1 protein-coding gene and 1 pseudogene are annotated in these 1,019 nt (G+C 75.5%); one reads left to right on the top strand and one right to left on the bottom strand.

Annotation, left to right across the window (positions count from 1 at the left end; translation table 11 throughout):
• Window positions 1-643 (top strand): hypothetical protein (locus tag ACFWJO_RS41030; RefSeq protein ID WP_386873519.1); only part of this gene is annotated, 643 nt, incomplete at its 5' end.
• Window positions 644-797: 154 nt separating this feature from the next.
• Here the strand turns inward: ACFWJO_RS41030 and ACFWJO_RS41035 are convergent.
• Window positions 798-1,019, bottom strand: a pseudogene (locus tag ACFWJO_RS41035) (zinc-dependent alcohol dehydrogenase); the annotation flags it as partial.

A 1,019-nucleotide genomic window follows, 5' to 3' on the forward strand; every position in this document is an offset into this window, starting at 1 on the left:
GTGGGCGGACTGGGGCGCCCTCGACGCGGACGCCGTGCTCGGCTGGGCCCGGACGCACCTGCCCGGCCCCCTCCTGACGGTGGGCCACAGCTACGGCGGGTTCGGCATCGGGCTCGCGGACGAGGCGCGTCACGTGGCCCGCCATGTGGCCGTCGGCGGTCAGCCCGCCCACTGGCGGGACTACCGGGCGCGGCCGGGGCGGGCGCGGATGTGGGCGCGCTGGCACGCGGCGATGCCGGTGGTCACGCTGGCCCGCGGGCACCTCCCGGGGCGGCGGCTCGGCTGGCTCGAGGACCTGCCGCGCGGGGTCGCCCTGGACTGGGCGCGCAGTCGCCGCGACTTCACCGCGAGCGCCCGCACCGCCGCCGGCCGGGACGAGCTGCGCCGTCATCTGGCCGCGTTCACGGCGGACGCGCTGATCGTGGCGTCCGTCGACGACGACTTCGGCACCGAAGCCGCCCTCGACCGCGCGGACGCCTACTCGCCGGGTCGGCGGACGGTGCGCTGGCGGGTGCGGCCGGAGGAGCTCGGTGTCGCGGAGATCGGGCACTTCGGACTGTTCCACGCGCGGTTCGCGCCGACCTTCTGGCCGGCCACGCTGGAGTGGCTGCGCGACGGGGTCGCCCCGGACGCGGCCCGCTGAGGCTCGGGCGTCGGGCGCGCTGCGGCCCGCCCCGTCCCCGCGACGACGACGGCGGCCGCCCCGGCCCGGATCTCCGGGTGGGACGACCGCCGTCGCACTGGTGCGCGTGATGTGCCGATACTACCCCGCGCCCAGCCGACGCCCAGGCGACACGTCAGTCCTGCATCGCGTAGTCGATCACGACGCGGCCCTCGATCTTGCCGTGGCGCATCTCGTCGAACACGTCGTTGATCTCGGTGAGCGGACGGGTGTGGAACGTCGGGTGGATCTTCCCGGCCGCGTAGAACTCGAGTGCCTCGACCATGTCCTGCCGGGTGCCCACGATCGAACCGCGGATGGTCAGGCCCTTGAGGACGATGTCGAAGATCGGCGCGGG

Source organism: Streptomyces sp. NPDC127092 (genome assembly GCF_042722475.1).
In the GTDB taxonomy this organism is placed as follows: domain Bacteria; phylum Actinomycetota; class Actinomycetes; order Streptomycetales; family Streptomycetaceae; genus Streptomyces.